Raw genomic sequence first — 15,656 nt, forward strand, 5'->3', positions numbered from 1 at the left:
GATCACCCATGAGCTCGATGGAAGCTGTCAGCTATCTGTTGTTTTGCGTCTATCTCGCCAATTTTTTTGCTCTAAGCGCCGTGGCAGCAAGGCAGGCTGGACGCTCGGTTTGGCTCTTCAGTAAAGGAAAGGAGCAACAGACAATTCCCGCTTGGCTGTTCCGGATCGCCTTTGCCGGCGGGGCTCTCTTGCCTCTCTTGCGCGCGGTCGCTGGAGGCCCCCTCGTCAGCGATCCTGTTTTCTCCGCGCTTGACGGCGTGACGAGCGATATTATCGGCCACCTCCTGGTCGCGGTAGGTGCGATGATTGCCGCAATGTCGCAGATGCACATGGGCGCTTCGTGGAGGATCGGCGCAGCAGAAGGCGAAACTGGCGCCATTGTCGATACCGGGCCGTTCGCACTCTCGCGCAACCCTGTCTTCGTCGGTCAGGTCATCCTATTTGTGGGCCTCCTACTGGTATTTCCGGATGTCCTTCAAGCGGCACTGACCGTAGCTCTGATCGTCGCCATCCGCATGCAGGTCAAGATCGAGGAGCGCGTTCTCGCAGTTTCGCTTGGTGAACCCTACCTTGCCTATAGCCGCCGGGTTGATCGTTGGTTCGGTGCGAGAAAGATTTGATGGCGAGTATACAGTCACTTTTCCAGGAATACGGGATTGCAATCTATGCGCTCCTCTTTGCGTATTGCTTGCTGAAAAGCGGCAGCTTGCCCTTATTTGCAGGTTATGCTGCTCACATTGGATATCTCGATATCGTTTTTGTTGGTGCTGCTACTTTCTCGGGAGGGTATCTCGGGGACGAACTGCGCTTTTGGGTTGCCAGAGGCTATGGCAGTGAGTTCCTCAAAAGTAAGCCAGAAATAAATAATCTACTAAATACAGGGCGTCATTTGCTCGATCGATATGGCGTCGCGTATATCTTTCTCTATCGATACCCGAAAGGTATGCGTACGGTCGGAGCATTGCCGGTTGGGCTCACAAATATAGCGTGGCCCTACTTCACGTTCTTAAATTTCTTGTCCGCAACGATCTGGGCAACTATCCTGGTCGGAGCCGGTTACCTGTTCGGAAGCGCTATTGAAAGTGCAATCAATACGAACTGGGGCGCTTATAGCATTCTGGCTCTCGTGATTTTTGTTGGCTTGACCCTTATTGCGTGGTGGCAAGTGCGCCGCATTCAGCCTCGAAAAAGATGAACTATGGAATGCCGGCTGTGAGCACATTTTCGAAAAGATGTTTGCGCCTCGCGGCGATCGTTCTGGCCTGTCTCCTTGTCGACCAGATCAGCAAATGGATCATTCTCGAGCACGTCATGCAGCCACCCCAGCTGATCAGGATCACGTCGTTTTTCAATCTGACGCTCAATTTCAACACCGGCGTCAGCTTCGGGTTCTTCAAGGAGACACTCGCGGATTGGCCAGGTCTCTTGACCGGATTCAAGGTTTTTAGTGCAGCCGGATTGGTTGTATGGGCGGTTTATTCACCCCACCGCTACGAGCAGATTGGCCTTTCACTCATCTCAGGTGGCGCGCTGGGCAACGCTTTGGATCGTTGGCGGCAAGGCGCTGTGACCGACTTCCTCGATTTTCATTGGGGGGCCTGGCACTGGCCGACCTTCAACATGGCTGATGTCGCGATTGTCGCCGGTGCAGCGCTGATGATGCTTTGTGCTTTTATCCCTTCACAGAGATTACCAACCACCCAAGGCACGGTTGCTCCTGACTCATCGAGGGGCCCATGACAAAATGGCAGTGGGCCGGCAGGTTCGGAGTGGCCTTGGTCTATGCAATGATCGGCGCGATCCTCGGTTTTCTGTTTGGATATTTCTTTGTCCGCCCGTTCCTGATGATCAGTTTCTGGCCAGAATTCGTGCAGACCGCCGCATTCTGGGCTCCTCACGTGACCACAACGGCGACGGGGCTGTTGGCTGCAGCCGGGTATCTGAAAAGCGATACTCAGCCAGCCACGCCGCCATAACGAGAAGCCTTCTACTCAATTCCGGTCACATGATCACAACCACCTCAAGGTAAATGAAGCATTGATTTGTTCATGAGAAACAATGTGTTGGATTTTCCGTGAATTGAACGCGTGTCCTGTAGCTTGCTCATACAACAGAGCAATAACAGAGCGTCAAAACAATGCGTATCTCTTTCAAGAGCATCATCATCGCTGCAAGTTTTTTCGGTTTCGTAGCAATCAGCGAAACAGCTTCAGCCGGCGGGCAAACGGACCTGGCGCACCTGCATTCCGGTCAACGGACATCACCGCCACTGGGATGGACACAGTTCTGCGCTGAAAACCAAACAGAATGCCGGTCGGGTACGTCAACCACAATTTCCGTCGCCTTGAATGAAAAGCTCTGGCGTGAACTGGTGAAGGTCAACCTGCACTTCAATCAATCGATTGAAGCGGTGACCGATCAAGCTCAGTATGGAAGCCCTGAATACTGGACCTACGCAAAATCCGGAAGGGGGGATTGCGAGGATTATGTCCTTGAAAAGCGCCGTGAACTTGCCAGGCGCGGCTGGCCGCTCTCATCGCTGCTGATTACGGTCGTGCTCGACAAGGAAGGTGGCGGACACGCAGTCCTTACCGTTGTTACGGATCGGGGTGAGTTTATTCTCGACAATCAGACCAATCTCATTCTGCCATGGTCACAGAGCGAACTCACCTTCATCAAGCGCCAATCACCGCTGGACCCGAATGCTTGGGTCGAGCTTGGCCGCAAGCTAGGCCGGCCGGAAATTGTGACAGCCGGACTTCGCTGACGCCGCTCACGGTTTGGGAGCGAGAAGCGGCTCCAGGATCTTGTCGAACTGCTCCAGCGTCAGAGCGCCGGTCTGCTTTTCCCCGTTGATAAAAAAGGTCGGTGTCGAATTGACCCCGAATTCCCTCGTCGCGCGCTGAGCTGTCGATGTAACTCCCTTGTAGAGTTTCTCATCGCTGAGGCAGGCCTCGAAGGTTTCCTTCGTAAATCCTGCAAACTTAACGGCATTGAGAAGCGCTTCGACAGGCTTTTCCGAGTGACCCCAAGCTTCCTTGGTGCGGTAGAGCAGGTCAAGTGTGGGGTACCAGCGCTGCTCGCCTGCACACCGCGCCAGCATGAACCCAGCTGTGGCAAGCTGATCGAGCGGAAACTCTCGCATAATGAAACGGACTTTTCCGGTGTCGACGTATTTCTGCTTCAACGTCGGCCAGGTCTCGGTATGAAACCGCATGCAATGATGGCAAGTGATCGAGGCATATTCGATAATCGTCACAGTCGCATCGGCATTGCCGAAAACCTTGTCCGGAAGGTCGCCCGGCTCTAGAAGGCGTGCGGCGATGGACGGCCTTGACTGAGCAAATGCAAGGGATGGCAGGGCAAGCAACGAAACTGTCGCAAGCAGCGGCAAAAGACGGCGGCGATTCATGGCTTCACCCTTCCATTCCACCTTCTTGTAAATGCTGTAGCCACATGAGGTTCAAGAGGCGCGGACGAGACTTTCCTGCCAAGCGATCAAAATAGCGCGAGTTAGTGATTTCAGGCTTGAACCTGAAGCAGCTTCACGCCTTAACAGATTTCTCAGGATCTTTCTTCACGACCTGTCAGGCATAGCCGAGCTACGAATTCAGGATGAAACCCAGTTTTTTGAACCGTCAGGCGGGTCTTGTCGCAGCTCTTGTCGCCGGTGCGTTGCTGCTCGCCGGTTGCGTGACTACTGAAATCGACAACAAGCATTTGCAGCCGATTCCGCCGGCACTCTTGTCGGAAATGTCCGCAAAAGGCATGAGCGCTTCCGATCCGATCCTCGTTCGTATCTTCAAGAAAGAGAGCGAGCTGGAGGTTTGGAAACGCGACAATGCCGGCAGATATGCGCTTCTGAAGACCTATCCGATGTGCCGCTGGTCAGGTCAACTCGGGCCCAAGAAACGGGAAGGCGACCGCCAGGCCCCTGAAGGGTTCTACTCGGTCACGCCGGAATTGATGAACCCGCGTTCGCAATATTACCTCTCGTTCAACCTCGGCTATCCAAACGCTCTTGAACGATCCATGGGCTATTCCGGTTCGGCGCTGATGGTGCATGGTGCCTGCACTTCTGCGGGGTGCTATGCGATGACGGATAGCGGAGTTGCGGAGATTTACGCTCTGGCCCGCGAGGCGCTAGCAGGCGGGCAGAAAAACTTCCAGGTGCAGGCCCTGCCGTTCCGCATGACGCCCGAGAATATGGCGAAACACCGCAACAATCAGCACATCGCATTCTGGCGCAACCTCAAGGAAGGCTCCGACCATTTCGAGGCGATGCGACAGCCGCCGCGTGTTGTGGCCTGTGGCCGCCGTTATGTCTTTGACCCCAAGGAAGGTGCTGGGCCTTTCACGCCAGGCGCTCCTTGCCCCTCTTTCGAGGAGGACCCCACCGTCACCGCGGCCGTGATCAACAAGAAGGCAGAAGATGAAAAACGCCTTGCCGAGCTCGTTGCCAAGGGCACACCGGCACTGAGCTTTACGCATGTCGATGGCGGCATGCATCCGACTTTCCGTTCTATTCTGAAAGCATCAGGCCCCGAACGCCTTCAGGCGATGACATCTGGTCGCGTAGAGATTAGCCGACCTGATGCCGCGCTACTTGATCCATTCAATGCTATTGAGTAGCAGCCAGTATTATTTTTATCACTTTGCTTTTTTTGGTCGCCCATACAATTCAAGCCGGTGACCGGTGATTTCATATCCTAGTCTATCTGCTATTTCAGCCTGCAACCTTTCTATTTCTTCGGATTGGAATTCGATCACTTTGCCAGTGATTGTGTCGATGAGGTGGTCATGGTGGGAGCCAGTTGCGGGTTCGACGCGAAATCGCCCACCATCAAAGCTGTGCTGCTCGATGAGCCCGATTTCTGAAAACATCCGCATGGTCCGATAAACCGTCGCTAGTGAAATTCGTGCATCTCGGCGCATCGCTCGGCGATGAATCTCGGACACATCCGGATGGTCGTCAGCTGAAGAGATAACCTCGGCGATGACCCTGCGCGGCCCGGTAATCCGCCGACCTTGCGCCTTACACTGATCAATAAGCGTTTGCTTGCTTTGCGTCATACGGCTCTCAATTAGGCCCAATTTGTAATTGGGTTGACTCTCGATACTGAATACGTAGGATATCGCTAATGCGAATTATTTGCAATAAGGAATAGTAGATGCCAAGTTCCGAGAAAGCAGCGACCGAACCTGGATGGCGCCAAGCCAGGGGCGAAGCCTCGCTTTCCGATGTGCATCGTTCAATTCCGGTCAAAAGTTCCGGTCCGTCCTGGCGGCGCGCTGCCGCCTTCGTTGGCCCGGGCTACCTCGTCGCTGTCGGGTACATGGACCCAGGCAATTGGGCGACCTCGCTAGCTGGCGGCTCGAAATTCGGCTACACATTACTGGTCGTCGCGCTGGTCTCCAACATTATGGCGATCGTGTTGCAAGGGCTATGCGCGCGGCTCGCGATTGCCTCCGGGCGCGATCTCGCACAAGCCTGCCGCGATGCCTTCCCAAAGCCAGTTGCATTCGTACTTTGGTTTCTCGCGGAAATCGCAATCATCGCCACCGATATCGCCGAGGTCATCGGCACGGCCATCGGGCTGAACCTAATCTTCGGCATCCCCCTCGAAATCGGCGTCATCATCACCGCGCTCGACGTCTTCCTTATCCTCTATCTCCAGCGGCTCGGATTCCGCTGGGTCGAGGCGCTGATCATCACGCTGCTTGGCGTGATCGCGGTCTGTTTCGCGATCCAGATCGCGCTGGCCGATCCGGATTGGGGTGCTGTCATCAAGGGCTTTGCACCGACGACGCAAATCGTCACCAACCCGGAGATGCTGTATCTCGCTCTCGGCATTCTCGGCGCGACCGTGATGCCGCATAACCTTTATCTCCACTCCGGCATCGTGCAGACCCGCGCCTATGGCGACACCCTGCCCGAGAAGCGCGAGGCGCTGAAATTCGCCACCATCGATTCCACCGTGGCGCTGATGTTCGCGCTGCTGGTCAACGCCTCGATCCTGATCCTTGCGGCCGCGACCTTCAACAAGGCCGGGCAGACCAATGTCGCCGAACTCGGCGAGGCGCATAAGCTGCTCGCGCCGCTGCTCGGCCTTGCGATTGCGCCGACGCTGTTCGGTATCGCGCTGCTGTGCTGCGGCATCAACTCAACCGTAACGGCGACGCTCGCCGGACAGATTGTGATGGAAGGCTTCCTCAATATCCAATTGCCGCCCTGGCTGCGGCGTCTAATCACACGCGCCATCGCCATCGTGCCCGCTGCCGTGGTCACTATTTGGTATGGAGATGCTGGCACGGCGAAACTGCTGATCCTGACGCAGGTCGTGCTCTCGCTTCAGCTTTCCTTTGCAGTCTTTCCGCTGATCATGTTCACGGCGGACAAGAAGAAGATGGGCGATCTCGTCGCACCAAAATGGCTCATTGCTTTCGCGCTTATGATCGGCATCGTGATCGCCGTTCTCAACGTCAAACTGCTGGTGGATTTCGCGACCGGCGGCTAACAGGGCAAAAAATGCCCAGCCGCATCTTGGCCTTGGCGGCCGATTGAGCTAGAAAATGAGGATGAATGCCGGCGTAATCATCAAGGAAGCGGGAAAAGCTCTGATCGGGGCTGCTCTGGCCTTTTCTTTGGCGATCCAGCTGCTGCTGATTTCGATGGTTGGCGCAGTCCATGCCGGCAACAAGGCGATGGGGCTCGACCAACTCGGAATAACCTGCATCACCGCAGGTGCCCCCGATACTGAAAACCGATCCGAGCCTGACGACAACCATCATGGCTCCAACGCCTCGGCCTGTTGTACCTGGGCTCCCAGGGATGCACTTGCCGTATTCGCGATTGTCCCGCCTGACAACACAGGTCCACTCGTTCAACCAACACATCGTGTGGCGACGACGATCAGACCTCCCGACACTGCTCTGCAAGAATTGTCGACCTCATCGCGACGTCAACAACCGCGCGCGCCTCCCATCCTGATCTGAACAGAACAGCCGGTGATGAACTCGCCAATGCGAGCGCCGGTTTCGTTTCAGCATCAAAATCAGGATTTCGTCATGACCAAAACCATCCATCAGACGGCCTTCCTGGCGGTTTCTTGCGCTGCTTGCGATAAGCAAAGCCAGCCTTCGCCGATTAACGGCCCAAATCGACAAATCGTGATAGCAGCTAGATATGCAGCCTTGAGTGTCGTCACACTCGCCATGCTTGTCTGCTCAGCTTCTGCCCACGATTTCTCAATCGGAGACATCAATATTGATCATCCTTGGACACGTGCGACCCCAGGTGGAGCGAGGGTAGCTAGCGGGTATATCACGATCGAGAATTTTGGCAGTAAACCTGATCGACTGATCGGTGGCGCCTTTGAAGCGTCAGAACGGGTTGAGCTGCACGAAATGACTGTCTCGGACGGTTTGATGCGGATGCGTGCTCTTTCGACCGGGATTGAGCTTCCTGCTGGCCGACGTATCGAGGTGAAGCCGGGTGGCTATCACATCATGTTTCTCGAACTGCGACGGCCCCTGAAGCAGGGCGAGAAAATCTCCGGGTCTCTCGTGTTCGAACGGGCGGGCACCGTAGCGGTCGAGTTTCAGGTTGATGCCATGGGCTCACCCGGTGTGGAAGCGGGACATCCGCATTGAGGTTGCGCCATCATGAACATTTTGAAGCTGGTGCGATATCTCTCGTGGGCAGCCGTCGCGACAATCGTTTTTGTTACAACAGCTATCGTGCTGGGCTGGTGGCGGGTCGATGGTCCGGGCGGACTGCAAACGGACGCGGGAATTGAAATCAAGGGCCTCCCGCAACTTGGTGGTCCGTTCACGCTCGTCGATCATCGCGGGAAAACAGTTACCGAACGGGACTTTCTTGGCAAGCCAATGCTGGTTTTCTTCGGATTCACTCATTGCCCTGATGTTTGTCCAACGACATTGTTCGAGATCACGACCCGGTTTCAGAAGCTTGGCACCGATGCTGATCGCCTTCAGGCCATTTTCATCACGGCAGATCCTGAACGGGATACACCCGAGCAGATGGCGCTCTATTTGCAGTCATTCGATCCCAGAATTGTTGGTCTATCCGGCTCCCAGGAGCAAATTGATGGGGCGGTTGCGGCCTTTAAAGTTATCGCAAAAAAGGTACCGCAAGGGGACGGAAACTACACAATCGACCATACCGCCTCGACTTTCCTAATGGACAAGAACGGGAAATTCTTCGGCCTGATCGACTACCATGAAAAGGAAGATACGGCGCTTGCAAAAATGCGGCGGCTACTGGCAAAAAAATAAATCTTTTGCCAAATTCGTCTCAGGATTCGGCGAGGCAAGATTGCCCCTCTAACCCAGAAACCACATCATTCTTGGATTTTAGTGCTTTCGCTGCCATGTTCAGGAGATGAGAATCTGGGCTATCTATATCACAGCAGCCTTTGCCGAACTTGCCGGATGTTTCGCGTTCTGGGTCTGGCTGCGCAATGGCCGCTCCTTGCTCTGGGTCGTGCCCGGCATGGTTTCGCTCGTCGCCTTCGCCTGGCTGCTCACCTTGGTGCCGACCGAGGCCGCAGGGCGCGCTTATGCTGCTTATGGTGGAATCTATGTCGTGGCGTCGGTGCTTTGGATTCGGTTCGTGGAAGGTGTGGCACCGGACCGTTGGGATATGATTGGCGCAACGATCTGCATTCTCGGAGCCGCAGTGATTCTACTCGGGCCGCGAACCGCGTAGCTCTCAGCCGCCCATCCCCTCAAGAATTGTGCATTCCGGCAAATCCGCCTTCCCGGCAGGCATCCGAACGGTCCTATCCGACTTTCCCATTGAACCAAGTCCTGCTCGGTTTTTCAATGAACCGGAAGGTGATCCACGAAACCGCTACCACCGCCAGCAGATAGATGAGCGAGTAAAGGTCGTTCAGCAGAAAATGCCCGAAATCGTAGTTTATATGTGGGTTTCCGGCTCCAACATGCTCACGGGTGATCTCAACGCCAGCTCTGTTCGCGGCCAGCACCGGCACACGATTGAAGGGTAAGCTCACAAGCAGCGCGGTCATATAAATGGAATAGGAGAGATCTCCTAGCACGTGCCCGACCTTGCCGGAAAGAACGGCTGATATCCAACCGCTTTGGAAAGCAAATACCAGAACTAGGCCCGCAAAAACGAATGGCGCAGCAAGCGAGGCCTGAGTTCGTCCGACCAACGAGACGAACAGGATAGCTGCCGCGATTGCTCCGATTTCCAGTGATGTCGCGAATTTCGCCGTCAAGGTTTTGGCTCTCAACCAACCCTGCCAGGCAAAACTGGCCAGAACACCGGAGAAGAACCCTGCCAGACACCTCGCAAAGCCGAAATCAAACGTTGTATCCATCCCCTTTGGCGAAAAGGCGCCAACCACTGCAAGCCCGCCCAGGATCAGTGTAGCAGCGGCAACGGCGAGAAGGCGTCGCCCGCCAAAACAGAGCAAGGCGAAGACTATGTAGGTCCAGAACTCTGTTGAGATAGACCAAGCTGGCGTGTTCCAAAGCGTGACGCCGGTGAATCCTAGTGCTTGGACGAGAAGCAAGTCCCATAGAACCGTAATCGGCGCTCGCTGATCAATGAAGACAGAAACCGGCGCTGATCTTATAAACCCTGCAAGACCACGAGCAATTTCAAACGCTAAAAAAATGCCGAGTAGGACCACATGCAACGGCCATACGCGACCAATACGACGCACAATGAAAACGAGCGTTTCGCGAGGTTTGCCCAGTTTTCCAAGATAAGCGTAAGCGATTACGAAGCCAGACAGGACAAAGAAAAAATCGACGAAGAGCCAAGCATTTTGGACGAATGGGAGACCGTGCAGCCAGCCGTCAGCCTCCAGCCGGTATAAGGCAACGAGCAGAGCTGCGATGCCACGCCACGCATCGAGTGCAACAAAGCGATGCGATAGGGAGCCCTGCATTGGTAAATGCTTTCTTGTTCGAGTGCACGGTCGATCGACTTGCGCCTCTTCACTACATGCTCACCTCTTCACAGGCGTTTAATGGCGGTAACGTCAGCGGCACTACGAATCTTTCTGGGGTTCATAGACACCTTGGCACCCCGGAATGTGCCTTCACTTCCGCTGGCAAAAAGTGAAACCCGGACGTCCACCATTCGCTGGTCCGTCTGCCCATTTAGCCGAAAGCCCGTCCGGCAGGCCGCGCCCCTTTATGAGGGCGTAGACTGCCGGGATGACAAGGAGCGTAAGGATAGTCGAGGAGAACATGCCGCCGATCAACGGCACGGCGATGCGTTGCATCACCTCCGACCCGGTGCCTGTGGACCAGAGGATCGGCACCAGACCGGCCATGATGGCAACAACCGTCATCATCTTCGGCCTAACCCGGTCGACTGCGCCTTCCATGATCGCGGAGTCGAGATCGCGCCTTGTCAGCGCGCGCCCCTCGCTCGCCGCCAATTTCCGACGCTCTTCCAGCGCGTGATCGAGATAGATCAGCATGATCACGCCGGTTTCGGCGGCGACGCCCGCGAGTGCGATGAACCCTACAGCCACAGCAACCGAGAGGTTGAAGCCCATCCACCACATCATCCACAGCCCGCCGACCAGCGCGAAGGGGAGCGAGAGCATGACGATCAGCGTCTCCGTCATCCGGCGGAAGTTGAGGTAGAGCAGCAGCAGGATGATCAGGAGGGTGAGCGGCACGACGATGGTGAGGCGCTTCTTGGCCCGCTCGTAGAACTCGAACTGACCGCTCCAGATCACGTAATAGCCCGCCGGAAACTTCACTGTTTCTGCCACGGCCTTTTTCGCGTCCGCGACGTAGGAGCCGAGGTCGCGCTCACGCGCATCGACGAAGATATAGGCAGCGAGCTGGGCGTTCTCGGTGCGGATCGAGGCCGGTCCTTGCACCAGGCGGATTGTCGCGACCTGCCCCAGTGGGATCGAAGCACCGTTGGCAATCGGCACCAGCACCTCGCGCGAAATTGCCTGTGGGTCGGATCGCACATCGCGCGGATAGCGTAATGAGACGCCGTAGCGTTCGCGCCCCTCGACCGTCGTGGTCACCGTTTCGGACCCGATAGCCATAGCGATGACGCGCTGGACATCGCCAATCATCAGGCCATAGCGGGCGAGTTCGGCGCGGTTCGGCTCGATATCAAGGTAATAGCCGCCGATGATCCGCTCGGCGAAGGCGCTCGATGTGCCGGGTACCGTTTTGATCGCGCTTTCGATCTCGCGCGCAAGTTTATCGATCACATTGAGATCCGGGCCGATCACTTTGACCCCTACCGGCGTACGGATGCCCGTCGCAAGCATGTCAATGCGGGCCTTGATCGGCATGGTCCAGGCATTGGCGACTCCGGGGAACTGGAGCGCCTTGTCCATTTCCTGGATAAGGGAATCGATGGTGAAGCCTGGGCGCCATGCACTTGGCTGCTTGAGATTGATGACCGTTTCGAACATCTCGGTCGGCGCTGGGTCCGTTGCGGTGCCAGCGCGGCCCGCTTTGCCGAAGACGCTCTCCACTTCGGGAAACGTCTTGATGATCCGGTTCTGGGTTTGCAGCAATTCGGCCGATTTGGTGATCGACAGCCCCGGCAGCGTCGTCGGCATATACATGATCGTGCCTTCATTGAGGCTCGGCATAAACTCCGAACCGAGCCGCATAGCCGGCCAGATGCTGCCACCCAGGACCACGAGCGCTGCCAGGATGGTCATCACGCGTGCCTTCAAGACCATCCTGATAAGCGGACGATAGAGAAAGATCAGCAGCCGATTCACCGGGTTCTTATGTTCGGGAATGATGCGCCCTCGGACGAACACGACCATGAGTGCCGGAACGACCGTGATCGAAAGCAGCGCGGCGGCCGCCATCGCGAAGGTCTTGGTCCAGGCCAGCGGCTTGAACATCAGGCCCTCCTGCGCTTCCAGCGCGAAGATCGGCAGGAAGGAGACGGTGATGATCAGCAGCGAGAAGAACAGCGAAGGACCGACTTCGGTGGCGGCATTGATCAGCACCTCATGCCGTGGTGTCCCCGCCGGCGCGCGCTCGAGATGTTTGTGCGCATTCTCGACCATGACGATCGCGGCGTCGATCATCGCGCCGATGGCGATGGCGATCCCGCCAAGGCTCATGATGTTCGAAGAAAGTCCGAGCGACCACATTGCCGCATAGGCCATCAGGATGCCAAGCGGCAGGGTAAGGATGGCGACGAGCGCAGAGCGGGCATGGAGCAGGAAGACGAAACAGACCGCTGCAACGATCAGGCTTTCCTCGATGAGCGTCAGTTTCAGCGTCGCGATGGCGCGTTCGATGAGCTGCGAACGATCATAGACCGATACGATTTCCGTTCCCGAGGGCAGGGCGGCGGTGATGTCGGCAAGCCGTGCCTTGACGTTGTCGATTACGGTGAGTGCGTTTTGACCGTAGCGCTGGACCGCGATGCCGGAGACAACCTCGCCCTCGCCGTTGAGTTCGGTGACGCCACGCCGCTCGTCCGGCGCCAGTTCGACCCGCGCGACATCCTTCAGCAGCACGGGCGTGCCGGCCTCAGCCTTGAGCACGATCTGCTCAAGGTCCGAGATCGATCGGATATAGCCGCGCCCGCGCACCATGAACTCGGTCTCGGCAAGCTCGACGACGCGGCCCCCGACATCCATGTTTGAATCGCGGATGGCGTCGCGGATGGCGGTGAGCGGCAGGTTGAAGGCGCGCAGCCGTCGTGGATCGACCACGACCTGATACTGGCGGACGAATCCGCCCACCGAGGCAACCTCCGCAACCCCTTCGGCCTTGGCGACGCCGAACCGGACCTGCCAGTCCTGAATGGCGCGCAATTCGGCAAGCGAGCGCTGCTTACCCATCACCGCGTATTGATAGACCCAGCCGACACCGGTCGCGTCCGGCCCGAGGGTCGGTGTCACGCCGGCGGGAAGCGAGCGGCCGGCTGCGGAAAGATATTCGAGCACGCGCGACCGCGCCCAGTATATGTCCGTGCCTTCTTCGAAGATCACATAGACGAACGAGACGCCAAAGAAGGAGAAGCCGCGCACCACTTTCGAGCGCGGCACCGAGAGCATGGCGGTCGAAAGGGGATAGGTGACCTGATCCTCGATCACCTGCGGGGCCTGCCCGGAATATTCCGTGTAGACGATCACCTGTGTATCCGACAGGTCCGGGATCGCATCGAGCGGCACGCGCGTGACCCCATAAAGTCCGATCGCCGTCACCAGCAGTGTGAGGATGAAGACGAGGCCGAGATTGGTCGCCGACCAGCGGATGATGCGTGCGATCATGGCTGTTTCCTTTCGGCTTCCATCGATAGCTTCTCGGCAACCGGCGCAGCGCTCTCGCCCGGTTTCGGTTCTCCAGGATTGCCGGCGTCGGCGGTGAAGGCCGAAAGCGCCGCCTTGAGATTGCTTTCGGCATCGATCAGGAAAGTCGCGGCGACCACGACATTCTCATCCGCCTGGATGCCATCAAGGATTTCGACATGACGATCATTACGGCGCCCAGTTTTCACGGCGCGCGGCTCGAATCGGCCTTCGCCGCGATCGACCAAGACAACCTTGCGGCTGCCGCTGTCGATCAAGGCCGATAGCGGTACAGTGACCTGGTTCTGGCCAGCCCCCGTTCCGATTTCCACGTCGGCGAACATCTCGAAGCGAAGGCGCAAATCGGGATTGACCACTTCGATGCGCGCCTTCGCCGTGCGGGTCGCCATTTCGAGCGTGGGTTGAATGAAGGTCACGCGGCCCGCGAATTCCTCGTTCGGGAACGCCTTGAACCGCACATTCGCCAATGCCCCGATGCTCACCTCGCCGATATCTTGCTCAGCGATATCGGCGATGACCCAAATGAGCGACGGATTGGCGATCAGCATCATCTCCTCGCCCGAGCGCATCATCATGCCCTCGACCGCCTTTCGGCGCAGGACCACGCCAGAGACTGGCGAGGGCCAGTCGAAGCTGATCACGGGCTCCCGTGTTCTCTGGAGTTCCTCGACGACAGGCGATGGGATCTGGAGGTTCTGGAGGCGTTGCAGCGCGCCACGTTCCTCACGACTGCCGGTTCCGACATTCGCAACCCGGTAGTCGACCTGCACCCGGACCATGTCCGGGGAATAGATGCGGAACAGCGGCGCGCCCTTCTCGACCTTCTGGCCGAGTTCGTTCGCGTGCAGTTTCTCGATGAAACTGTCGGCCCTCAGCACCACCGAATGCAGGGTGCGCTCATCCGGTTTGGCGACACCGGGCGCTCGGATCGCACGCGACAGACTGCGCAACGCGGCAGGCTCCGTACGCACGCCCGAGCGCTGTACCTTGTCGAGGCTGACCTTGACGCTCGACCCATTTTCTTCCTCGCCCTCGTAGACGGGAAGATAATCCATCCCCATCCAGTCCTTCTTTGGCACGGGCGATGTGTCGGGCAAGCCCATCGGGTTGCGGTAATAGAGCAACTTCCTGCCGCCGCCCGCCGGCGCTTCGGCGGTTTTGGCGGGGGCAGGATCAAAGCTGGTCTCCTCGCTCTGACGCACGGCGATAAAGTCGCGGCCATCCGCTGTCTTCCTCGGCTCGGCCGAATAGACCGGCTTGCCGTCGGGATCGCGATAATAGATCACCGGGCCGCTCGGTTCCGGTTTTGGCGCGGCAACCGATGCTTTTGCGCCGATCCATGCTCTCACGGGTGCTGGAACCCAGCCAGGAAGAGGCAGGTCGCTCCGGCCGAGCCAAAAGCCAGCGCCGGCTGCGCCAGCGGTAAGAGTGACGAGCAAAATGGAGCGCGCGGCCCGCATCCACGCGGGCCGCCGCCCCGGACCACTCTCCCCGCCATGATCGGGAAGAGGGCCCGGAGCGGTGCTATTCACTTGCGCACCGCCTTGAGGATGAGGCGACTTTCGAGCGTGCCGGTCTCGCCCTGTACTTTCGCGCCGAGCGAAAGCCGCCAGCCGCCCTCCATCGTCAGGTCGGTCCGGAACCGGTAATGGCCGGGATTGTCGGCCGGGACGGCATCGATCTTCGAGGCCATCATTTCCATGCCGTCCGGTGCCATGTCGATGCGTTTGGCAACGATGACGGCATCCGGGACCGGCGCACCGGTCTTCTTGTTGACGAGGCGAACCTCGACAAAGACACCGTTCGCCTGAGTGACCTCCGGCGTAACGAGTTGGAACTCGTAGTCCCGGATATCAGCAAGGACCGGAGTTGTTGAGGCGAATGCGAGTGATGCCGCACCGCAGGCGGCGAGGAGAAGAGCTTTGGACATGAGAATATTCCCTGAAATGTGAAACCCGGCACAGGCATCACGCGCATGCCGCCACGTGCGCTTTCCAGTGACGGAAAGCGTGATGCAGGCGCCGCGAGCGCCTGATGTTTCAGCTTCGGGGTGGTGGGATATCTGGCGGGATCGTCCGGTTCCCAAGCCAACTCGACGGCGAGGAGCGGTAATTCAGTGTCGAAACCAGCCGCTGTGGCAAGGGTTCATTATCCCGAACAAAACCGGCAAGGCGCTGGGCGGCACAAAGGGCCTGAAGCGGGCAGATGTCGGCGCAATCCGCCGGCATCGGGCCCTCAGGCGGGCAGCGCGGCATGTCAGCCATGATGTCCGCTCCGTTCGTCATGCCCGCCGGCGTTGCGGCAGCAAAACCGGTTGGCGCCAGCGGCAAAAGC

General features: G+C 57.7%; 17 protein-coding genes. 11 read left to right on the top strand and 6 right to left on the bottom strand.

What is annotated here, in order from left to right:
- Nucleotides 1–8 precede the first annotated feature (8 nt).
- From P0652_RS17325 to P0652_RS17345, 5 genes are all read left to right on the top strand, one after another.
- Complete coding sequence (locus tag P0652_RS17325) at nt 9–620, top strand: methyltransferase family protein (protein WP_284180136.1); 612 nt, start codon at nt 9–11, stop codon at nt 618–620.
- Complete coding sequence (locus P0652_RS17330; RefSeq protein WP_284180137.1) at nt 620–1,195, top strand: DedA family protein; 576 nt, start codon at nt 620–622, stop codon at nt 1,193–1,195. The genes P0652_RS17325 and P0652_RS17330 overlap by 1 nt, the downstream gene beginning before the upstream one ends.
- A gap of 17 nt (nt 1,196–1,212) precedes the next feature.
- Entirely contained in the window at nt 1,213–1,740 is a 528-nt protein-coding gene (gene lspA, locus P0652_RS17335; protein ID WP_284180138.1) for a signal peptidase II, read from the top strand.
- Nucleotides 1,737–1,976, top strand: a complete 240-nt coding sequence (locus tag P0652_RS17340) for a hypothetical protein (protein ID WP_284180139.1) — start codon at nt 1,737–1,739, stop codon at nt 1,974–1,976. Before lspA ends, P0652_RS17340 begins: the two co-directional genes overlap by 4 nt.
- Nucleotides 1,977–2,137: 161 nt before the next feature.
- On the top strand, nt 2,138–2,767 hold the full coding sequence (locus P0652_RS17345) for a transglutaminase-like cysteine peptidase (RefSeq protein ID WP_284180140.1): 630 nt from the start codon (nt 2,138–2,140) through the stop codon (nt 2,765–2,767).
- Between the two features lie 6 nt (nt 2,768–2,773).
- On the opposite strand, the gene P0652_RS17350 is transcribed toward P0652_RS17345, so the two are convergent.
- Entirely contained in the window at nt 2,774–3,412 is a 639-nt protein-coding gene (locus tag P0652_RS17350) for a DsbA family protein (protein ID WP_284180141.1), read from the bottom strand.
- 203 nt (nt 3,413–3,615) lie between these two features.
- On the opposite strand from P0652_RS17350, the gene P0652_RS17355 reads away from it, so the two are divergent.
- The gene (locus tag P0652_RS17355) at nt 3,616–4,632 is read left to right on the top strand and encodes a L,D-transpeptidase family protein (protein ID WP_284180142.1); all 1,017 of its coding nucleotides are present in this window, start codon (nt 3,616–3,618) and stop codon (nt 4,630–4,632) included.
- Between the two features lie 18 nt (nt 4,633–4,650).
- Here the strand turns inward: P0652_RS17355 and P0652_RS17360 are convergent, their stop codons facing one another.
- Nucleotides 4,651–5,073, bottom strand: a complete 423-nt coding sequence (locus tag P0652_RS17360) for a Fur family transcriptional regulator (RefSeq protein WP_284180143.1) — start codon at nt 5,071–5,073, stop codon at nt 4,651–4,653.
- Between the two features lie 98 nt (nt 5,074–5,171).
- Between P0652_RS17360 and P0652_RS17365 the strand changes: the two genes are divergently transcribed.
- The 5 genes from P0652_RS17365 (at nt 5,172) to P0652_RS17385 (ending at nt 8,731) form a co-directional block, all read left to right on the top strand.
- Nucleotides 5,172–6,518 carry an Nramp family divalent metal transporter gene (locus tag P0652_RS17365; RefSeq protein ID WP_284180144.1) on the top strand — a complete coding sequence of 449 codons (1,347 nt, stop codon included), beginning with the start codon at nt 5,172–5,174 and terminating at the stop codon, nt 6,516–6,518.
- A 61-nt stretch (nt 6,519–6,579) separates the two neighbouring features.
- Nucleotides 6,580–6,996, top strand: a complete 417-nt coding sequence (locus P0652_RS17370; protein WP_284180145.1) for a hypothetical protein — start codon at nt 6,580–6,582, stop codon at nt 6,994–6,996.
- 72 nt (nt 6,997–7,068) lie between these two features.
- Nucleotides 7,069–7,653, top strand: a complete 585-nt coding sequence (locus P0652_RS17375) for a copper chaperone PCu(A)C (RefSeq protein WP_284180146.1) — start codon at nt 7,069–7,071, stop codon at nt 7,651–7,653.
- A gap of 12 nt (nt 7,654–7,665) precedes the next feature.
- Entirely contained in the window at nt 7,666–8,298 is a 633-nt protein-coding gene (locus P0652_RS17380; protein WP_284180147.1) for an SCO family protein, read from the top strand.
- A 106-nt stretch (nt 8,299–8,404) separates the two neighbouring features.
- A complete protein-coding gene (locus tag P0652_RS17385) occupies nt 8,405–8,731 on the top strand; it encodes a YnfA family protein (protein WP_284180148.1) in 327 nt (108 codons plus the stop codon).
- Nucleotides 8,732–8,804: 73 nt separating this feature from the next.
- Here P0652_RS17385 and P0652_RS17390 read toward each other — a convergent pair whose 3' ends face one another.
- The 4 genes from P0652_RS17390 to P0652_RS17405 form a co-directional block, all read right to left on the bottom strand.
- Complete coding sequence (locus P0652_RS17390) at nt 8,805–9,944, bottom strand: acyltransferase family protein (protein WP_284180149.1); 1,140 nt, start codon at nt 9,942–9,944, stop codon at nt 8,805–8,807.
- A gap of 153 nt (nt 9,945–10,097) precedes the next feature.
- Nucleotides 10,098–13,283: an efflux RND transporter permease subunit gene (locus P0652_RS17395; RefSeq protein ID WP_284180150.1), complete on the bottom strand. Its 3,186-nt coding sequence runs from the start codon at nt 13,281–13,283 to the stop codon at nt 10,098–10,100.
- Entirely contained in the window at nt 13,280–14,782 is a 1,503-nt protein-coding gene (locus P0652_RS17400; protein ID WP_284180151.1) for an efflux RND transporter periplasmic adaptor subunit, read from the bottom strand. Before P0652_RS17400 ends, P0652_RS17395 begins: the two co-directional genes overlap by 4 nt.
- A 68-nt stretch (nt 14,783–14,850) precedes the next feature.
- Nucleotides 14,851–15,252 (bottom strand): FixH family protein, encoded by a 402-nt coding sequence (locus P0652_RS17405; protein ID WP_284180152.1) that lies wholly within the window; start codon nt 15,250–15,252, stop codon nt 14,851–14,853.
- Nucleotides 15,253–15,656 lie beyond the last annotated feature (404 nt).

Origin of the sequence: Rhabdaerophilum sp. SD176 (assembly GCF_030143245.1) — a bacterium.
Classification (GTDB): domain Bacteria; phylum Pseudomonadota; class Alphaproteobacteria; order Rhizobiales; family Beijerinckiaceae; genus Rhabdaerophilum.

Bases quoted from the DNA above. Each gene is read 5' to 3' on its own strand.
- P0652_RS17325 (WP_284180136.1), top strand. From the start codon at position 9: ATGAGCTCGATGGAAGCTGTCAGCTATCTGTTGTTTTGCGTCTATCTC.
- P0652_RS17375 (WP_284180146.1), top strand. From the start codon at position 7,069: ATGACCAAAACCATCCATCAGACGGCCTTCCTGGCGGTTTCTTGCGCT.
- P0652_RS17355 (WP_284180142.1), top strand. From the start codon at position 3,616: ATGAAACCCAGTTTTTTGAACCGTCAGGCGGGTCTTGTCGCAGCTCTT.
- P0652_RS17340 (WP_284180139.1), top strand. From the start codon at position 1,737: ATGACAAAATGGCAGTGGGCCGGCAGGTTCGGAGTGGCCTTGGTCTAT.
- P0652_RS17390 (WP_284180149.1), bottom strand. From the start codon at position 9,944: ATGCAGGGCTCCCTATCGCATCGCTTTGTTGCACTCGATGCGTGGCGT.
- P0652_RS17370 (WP_284180145.1), top strand. From the start codon at position 6,580: ATGAATGCCGGCGTAATCATCAAGGAAGCGGGAAAAGCTCTGATCGGG.
- P0652_RS17360 (WP_284180143.1), bottom strand. From the start codon at position 5,073: ATGACGCAAAGCAAGCAAACGCTTATTGATCAGTGTAAGGCGCAAGGT.
- P0652_RS17365 (WP_284180144.1), top strand. From the start codon at position 5,172: ATGCCAAGTTCCGAGAAAGCAGCGACCGAACCTGGATGGCGCCAAGCC.
- P0652_RS17350 (WP_284180141.1), bottom strand. From the start codon at position 3,412: ATGAATCGCCGCCGTCTTTTGCCGCTGCTTGCGACAGTTTCGTTGCTT.
- P0652_RS17345 (WP_284180140.1), top strand. From the start codon at position 2,138: ATGCGTATCTCTTTCAAGAGCATCATCATCGCTGCAAGTTTTTTCGGT.
- P0652_RS17400 (WP_284180151.1), bottom strand. From the start codon at position 14,782: ATGCGGGCCGCGCGCTCCATTTTGCTCGTCACTCTTACCGCTGGCGCA.
- P0652_RS17385 (WP_284180148.1), top strand. From the start codon at position 8,405: ATGAGAATCTGGGCTATCTATATCACAGCAGCCTTTGCCGAACTTGCC.
- P0652_RS17330 (WP_284180137.1), top strand. From the start codon at position 620: ATGGCGAGTATACAGTCACTTTTCCAGGAATACGGGATTGCAATCTAT.
- P0652_RS17395 (WP_284180150.1), bottom strand. From the start codon at position 13,283: ATGATCGCACGCATCATCCGCTGGTCGGCGACCAATCTCGGCCTCGTC.
- P0652_RS17380 (WP_284180147.1), top strand. From the start codon at position 7,666: ATGAACATTTTGAAGCTGGTGCGATATCTCTCGTGGGCAGCCGTCGCG.
- P0652_RS17405 (WP_284180152.1), bottom strand. From the start codon at position 15,252: ATGTCCAAAGCTCTTCTCCTCGCCGCCTGCGGTGCGGCATCACTCGCA.